Origin of the sequence: Streptomyces sp. H39-S7, from assembly GCF_027158205.1 — a bacterium.
GTDB lineage: Bacteria > Actinomycetota > Actinomycetes > Streptomycetales > Streptomycetaceae > Actinacidiphila.
Genome location: NZ_JAPVLU010000027.1, coordinates 119,281 through 125,436, shown reverse-complemented (window position 1 = coordinate 125,436; position 6,156 = coordinate 119,281). Strand labels below are relative to the sequence as shown.

At 69.9% G+C, this 6,156-nt stretch carries 6 protein-coding genes; all 6 read left to right on the top strand.

Features of this window, described 5'->3' with window-relative positions:
• The first annotated feature begins 532 nt into the window (after window positions 1-532).
• Window positions 533-1,624, top strand: coding sequence for a C40 family peptidase (locus O3X23_RS25510; RefSeq protein WP_443047969.1), 1,092 nt, complete (start codon window positions 533-535; stop codon window positions 1,622-1,624).
• A gap of 86 nt (window positions 1,625-1,710) precedes the next feature.
• Complete coding sequence (locus tag O3X23_RS25505; RefSeq protein ID WP_198358141.1) at window positions 1,711-2,019, top strand: DUF6112 family protein; 309 nt, start codon at window positions 1,711-1,713, stop codon at window positions 2,017-2,019.
• Window positions 2,019-2,723 carry a hypothetical protein gene (locus O3X23_RS25500; RefSeq protein ID WP_269273875.1) on the top strand — a complete coding sequence of 235 codons (705 nt, stop codon included), beginning with the start codon at window positions 2,019-2,021 and terminating at the stop codon, window positions 2,721-2,723. Before O3X23_RS25505 ends, O3X23_RS25500 begins: the two co-directional genes overlap by 1 nt.
• A 30-nt stretch (window positions 2,724-2,753) precedes the next feature.
• Entirely contained in the window at window positions 2,754-4,067 is a 1,314-nt protein-coding gene (locus tag O3X23_RS25495; protein WP_269273874.1) for an SCO6881 family protein, read from the top strand.
• A gap of 133 nt (window positions 4,068-4,200) precedes the next feature.
• Window positions 4,201-5,670, top strand: coding sequence for an SCO6880 family protein (locus O3X23_RS25490; RefSeq protein ID WP_269273873.1), 1,470 nt, complete (start codon window positions 4,201-4,203; stop codon window positions 5,668-5,670).
• 33 nt (window positions 5,671-5,703) lie between these two features.
• Window positions 5,704-6,156 carry a DUF6238 family protein gene (locus O3X23_RS25485; protein ID WP_269273872.1) on the top strand — a complete coding sequence of 151 codons (453 nt, stop codon included), beginning with the start codon at window positions 5,704-5,706 and terminating at the stop codon, window positions 6,154-6,156.

The following is a 6,156-nucleotide window of genomic DNA, read 5'->3' as shown; positions in this document are numbered from 1 at the left end:
GCCTCCTGCAGAAGGTCGCCCGCGCGACCTACATCCTCGCGCCCGCCTGGATGCACAACGATCACCAGCAGCCAGCACAACCCACACCGTTGACAGGACTGTCGGCCTCTTAACTTCGCGGCCTTGCCGGTTGACCTGTGTTCTTGTGTGTTGCCGCGTCCATTTGAGCGGTGCGGAGGTCACGTTCATTTCCCTGTTCCCGCCCGTTGAGGAGGTCCTGTGTTCCGGCTGAGATTACGAGCGCGGCTGGCTGCCGCGCAGGACCTGAGACCGGCGTCCGGGAGCTACCAACTCCTCTGACCCGGGCCCGCCCCCGTGGGGCGGATTCACACCGGCGCGGTGCCGGCGGCTTTGCATGAGGAGCCGGCACCGCGCCTCCTACAACCCCGCAAGGAGCCGCAGCGATGCTGCACGCCCTGACACACCCACGTCCCAACCCCCCGCCGTTCGCCCGCGCTGTTCGCCCCGGCACGGGACAGCGGCGATGAGCAAGACCGCTGGAGCCGCAGTCGGGCTGCTCGCCGCCGTTCCGATGCTCTTCGCTGTTCCGATCCTGGCCATCTCAGCCGGGAGCGCCTCCGCCTCATGCCCCACCGGCGGTGCACAGGATGTGGATGCCGCGGCGGTGGCCGAGCAGGTGACGGCGATCCTGAACGGTGGTGGCAAGGGCACCGTCGCGGTTGCGGGCTTGGACGAACCGGCGGAGCAGATTCCCTATGCCAAGACCATCCAGGCCACCGGTGTCGCGATGCACCTCCCGGTACGAGGGCAGATCGTGGCCGTGGCGACCGCTTTGCAGGAGAGCGGCCTGCGCAACCTGGCCTATGGCGACCGCGACAGCCTGGGGCTGTTCCAGCAGCGCGCGTCGCAGGGGTGGGGAACTGCGGAGCAGATTCTCGACCCGGTGCACGCCAGCACCAGCTTCTACACGGCCCTGAAGGAGGTGCCTGGGTGGGAGTCGATGACGGTCACCCAAGCCGCCCAGGCGGTGCAGCGCTCCGGCTTCCCCAACGCGTACGCCAAGTGGGAGCCGCTGGCCTCGGCGCTGCAGACGGCGATTGCTCCGCTGCTCAACCCGAGCGGCGACTCGCCCTCGCCTGGTCCCACAGGTTCTGGTGCTCCGCCTGCTGCCGGTAGTACGGGAGCCGGTTGTGGCACGGGGAGTGACTGGCACGACTTCGGCACTATCCCTGCCGGGTCAGTGCCCGCCGGGTACATCATTCCGGCAGATGCGCCGCCGAAGGTGCAGACGGCGATCCGCTGGGCCATGGGCCAGCTCGGCACTCCGTACCAGTGGGGCGGTACCTGCACGGACTCCCATGGGCCGGATCCGATGGGCCGCTGTGACTGCTCCTCGCTGATGCAAGGGGCCTACAAGGCGGCCGGGGTCACCTTGACCCGGACGACCTATACGCAGGTCACCGAGGGTCATGCGATGTCGGTCGATGCGCTGCGGCCGGGCGATCTGCTGTTCACCGTGGGCACCGCCAAAGTCCCCGAGCACGTGGGCATGTTCATCGGGTCGGGCCTGATCATTCAGGCCCCGCACACCGGCGACGTGGTCAAGATCTCGACCCTCGCCTCCTGGAAGCCGCAGATCCTCGCGGCCCGCCGGCTCCTCTGACGGCGCTTCCCTCCCTTCCCCCTTCACCGCACTGCCGCACCGCCCTCGCAGGCTTTGGCGCGCCCAGATTCGAACTGGAGTTCCCTATGTATCTCGCTGACAAGGCCCTACAGCTCGCCTATGACCCCGGAATCAAGCCCAACGAGGGCGGACTGCCGGGGCTTTCGGTCCTGAAGCAGGTGATCGGCTCGATCAACCTCTTCGGCCTGGTCGCCGTGGTCGGGGCCCTCGCGGTCAGTGGCTGCGTGTGGGCTTGGGGCCACCACTCCGGCGGTCACCAGGCTGAAGCCAACGGCAAGAAGGGCGTGCTCGTCGCTTCGGCCGCAGCGCTCCTGCTGGGCGCGGCGAACGGCGTGGTCGTGTTCTTCTCGAACCTGGGAACGCAGGTCCACTGATGAAGAAGCGTTTCCTCTCCTCCGTTTCCTCCGGCGATGAGCCCGGCGGCGCATCACGCGTGCGCCGCCGGGCGCTGCTCGGCACCGCCCTCCTGGCCGTCCTGGTCATCCTCTCCGGACTGGGTGCTTACCTCACCCGTGACGGTCGGAGCAAGTCCAAGGTTCCTGCACAGCAGTCGAGTTCGCCTCCTGTCTCCCCGTCGGGCACTGGGTCATCGGCGCCCAAGGCCGGGAGTCGGGCTGTGCTGCCGGTGCCGCCGTCCACGCACGATCCGATCGTCTTCGGGAAGGCGGCAGCCGTTGCGCTGTGGTCCTACGACACCCGCGCCTCGTCCCAACCGGAGCTGCTGGCTTCCCTGCACACGTGGCTGACCGGCGAGGCCAAGTACGCGGATGCGGCGTCGGTCGATCGACTGGTTGCCTCGCCGGTGCTGTGGGGGCGGATGGCCGACAACGGCCAGTACGCCACCGCCACCGTGAACGAGGGCCACTTCCCCGAAGCGTTCACCCGTGCCCTGCAGGCGGATCCAGGCGCGCTCACCACCGCGTACGTCTACGCGGTGACGGTCTCCGGCAAACAGACCATCGCCTGGACGGGGTCACCCGCCGGGGGCGCCGAAAACCGCGTGATCACCCTCGCAGTCCAGTGCCGTCCCTCGCAGCCCTGCGCCCTGGCCGGTGTCCTGCCGGCCGTCGCGCCCTGAGTCCGTCCCGAACAGAAAGGAGGTATTGCCATGGGAGTCTGTGACCTTCCCCTGATGGGCAGCGTCTGCGACGCCGTCGATTTCGTCAGCAACCCTGCCGGAACCGTCACCGACGGCATCGGCGCGTGGATCGCGAAATCCGCAGGAGAACTGGCGGCCAGCGCCGCCGACCTCGCGGCCAAGGCCGTCAACGAGACCACCGCCATCAACCTCAACGCCCCTTGGTTCCGCGAGAACTACGAGCTGCTGCTACCCATCGGTCTCGTCCTGACCGTGGGGACGTTCTGCCTGCAGCTGATGTCCGCCGCCTGGCGACGCGACGAACGCGCCCTCGCCCAAGCCGTCATCGGCACGATGACCGGCGTCCTGTTCTCCTTCTGCGCCATCGCCTTCACCTCGGTGGCCATCACCGTGGTTGACGCGCTGTCCGACGGTTTGTTCCAAGCAGCCAACACCTCCACCGACGACGCGATCCGCCGCGTCGTTAAGGTCAACGAACTGGGGGCGATGTACGGCCTGGGCTGGACGGTCCCAGCCGTGGTCGCCGTGGGCTGCGCGATCGGCGCGTTCATGTACTGGGGCGTCATGGTCGCCCGCAAGGTTGGCGTCCTGGTCCTGGTCGCGCTCGCGGTCTTCGCCGGTTCAGGTGGAGGCTGGGAGGTCGCCAAGCGCTGGCGGCGGGGCTGGATCGAAGCCACCGCCACCCTGGTCGTCAGCAAGCTCCTGATGACGGTGGTCTTCCTGATCGGCGTCTCCGCGATGGGCAAGTCGGACCCGCAGGACGGCATGGCCGCCCTGTCGGACGCGATGGCCGGCATCGTCGTCATGATCCTGGTATTGCTCTGCCCCTACACCACCTACAAGTTCGTGCACTGGGCCACCGACGGCAGCGGCCACGACGACCTGCACCGCACCGGCGTCGCCGGGATAGCCGTCGCCGCCGGAGCAGCCAAGACCGCGGGCAGCCTCGCCATGCAGGCCAGCACCGGAACCCCCGCCCCCCAGGGACCCAGCCAGGTCCCCGGCACCGGTGCCGATGGCGTCGCCTCCGGCATCGACCCCTCCGGCAACACCAGCGAAGAGGGCATCGACCCCGGACCGCCACAGCCGCAGACCAACTTCCGCTTCGGCGAAGACCCGGGCGCACCGGGCGACAAGGGCCAGCCCCTCATCCAGCGCCCCGGCCTGCCGCCGCTGATCAACCGACCCTCCGAAAGCCCTGACGGCGGACCTACCGCCCAACCTGCCATGGCACCGCCCACGCCCGATACCGGTCCCCCGGCGACCGGCTCCCCCTCCCCGACGAGCTGGGTCTTCCCCACACAGCCACCGCCCGGGTCTTAACCACCGCCCCGGGGGCGGGCTGCAGTGCACCAATCCGCAGCCCGCCCCCCTCGCAACGGAGTCCCTCGATGACCTCCAGAAGAGCGCCGCGCCCCGTGCCCGTCCCTGCCCCTTCCCACTGTTTGGAACCGCCATGCCCCACAACCCCCAGGCCGAAGCCTCGGCCACCGTGAAGTTCCCCCACCGCTCCCGGCGCGGCGTCCTGCTCGGCTTGACCGTCCCGCAGCTGCTTGTCGTGGGCCTCACCGGTCTGCTGCTGCTCGCCGTCATCCTCACCGGTGGTGTTGTCGGCGCGCTGGAACTCATCCCCCTGTGGGCCGCCATCGCCCTGGGCGTCTTCCTCCGCTATCGCGGCAGGTCCTTGGCCGACTGGGCGCCGATCGTCGCCCGGTATCTGCTGCGTCGGGTGCGCGGTCAGCTGATCTGGCTGACCCGTCCCGCGCACCGCCCGGTGCGCGAGGGGCTGCTGCACCTGCCCGGCACCGCCGCCAGCCTGCGCGTGGTCAGCGCCCCCGACGCCCGCTACGGCGCGGTCCACAATCCGCACACCGGCACGCTGACCGCCGTCGCCAAGGTCTCCTCCCGCGCCTACGCCCTGCTCGACCCCGTCACCCAGAACCGCAACGTCTCCGGATGGGGGCGCGCGCTGGCAGCGCTGGCGCGCACCGGGCAGGTCGCCCGGATCCAGGTGATCGAGCGCACCGTGCCGGACTCGGGTGACGCGCTGCGCCGGTACTGGGCCGAGCACGGCAACCCCCAGGCTCCGATGGCAGGCAGGATCTACAGCGAGCTGATCGCCTCCGCTGGACCGGCCGCTGCCCCGCACGAGGCGTACGTCGCGATTTCCCTGGACGCCAAGGCTGCCCGACGGTTGATCAACCAGGCCGGTGGCGGGCTGACCGGCGCGTTCAGCGTCCTGTCCCAGCTGACGTCGACGTTCGACCAGTTGGCCCGCACCGCCGGACTCAACCCCACCGGCTGGCTGTCGGCGACCGAGATCGCGGCCGTCGTGCGGACCGCCTACGACCCTGCCTCCGGTGCATCCCTTGACCGCTGGTCCGCCTCCGGCCGCCCCGCAGCCGATCCGGCAGCTGCTGGCCCCGTGGTCGTCGTTGAGAAGGCCGACCACATCGCGACCGACACCGCGTTCCACACTACGTACTGGGTGGAGAACTGGCCCAGGACCGAGACCAGCGCGGGCTTCCTGCATCAGCTGCTGTTCACCGCCGGGGTGCGGCGAACGATGTCGCTGTCCTACGCGCCGAAGGGTCTGGATGCCGCGCTGCGTGATGTCCAGCGCAAGAAGTCGTCGGTGATCGCGGACGCTGCTGAGCGGGCCCGGCGCGGGCAGGTCGACTCCGAGGCCGACTCGATCGAGTACCAGGACATCAAGACCCGCGAACGCCAGCTCATCGCAGGCCACGCCGATGTCGCACTGACCGGCCTGCTGACCGTCTCCGCCGACTCCGAGGAGCAACTGCGCTCCGCCTGCGCGGTCGTGGAGACCGCGGCGGTCAGCGCCCAGCTCGACCTGCGCCCGCTCACCTGGCAGCAGGCCGAAGCCTTCACCGCCGCCGCCATGCCCCTCGCCCTCGCCGCCTAAGCGGCCGCTACCCCGCTTCGAAAGGGCACCTCCATGTCCCGCACCGCTACCCCGACCGCGCAGGACTTCGTGCCCTTCGCCACCGCCGCCCTCGACTTCCACCGCGCACTCAATGTCCCCGGCGGTCCGCTGGTCACCACCCGCACCGAGTTGGACGCCCTGCACGCCCACCTCATCTCCCTGCACGGACTGTTCGACGCGCATACCGCCCGCACCGGGCAGCTCGTCCCGATCGAGGGCAGCCAGCTGCGTGTTGCCCGGACCCGGATCTGGCAGGCCGCCGAACACGTCCATACCGCCTACCACGCGGCTCCCCGAACCGAATCGGGGGAGGTCCCCGACCGCGAAGCGTGCCGGGCCCGGGTGCCAGAGGGCGCTCCGGAGCTGACCATCTGCCAGCGCCACCAGCGCACCGCGCACCTGGTCCGCCGCCAGACCACCCCAGCGGACCTCCAGGCGCCGTTCACCGGCCTCGTCCGCTACTGA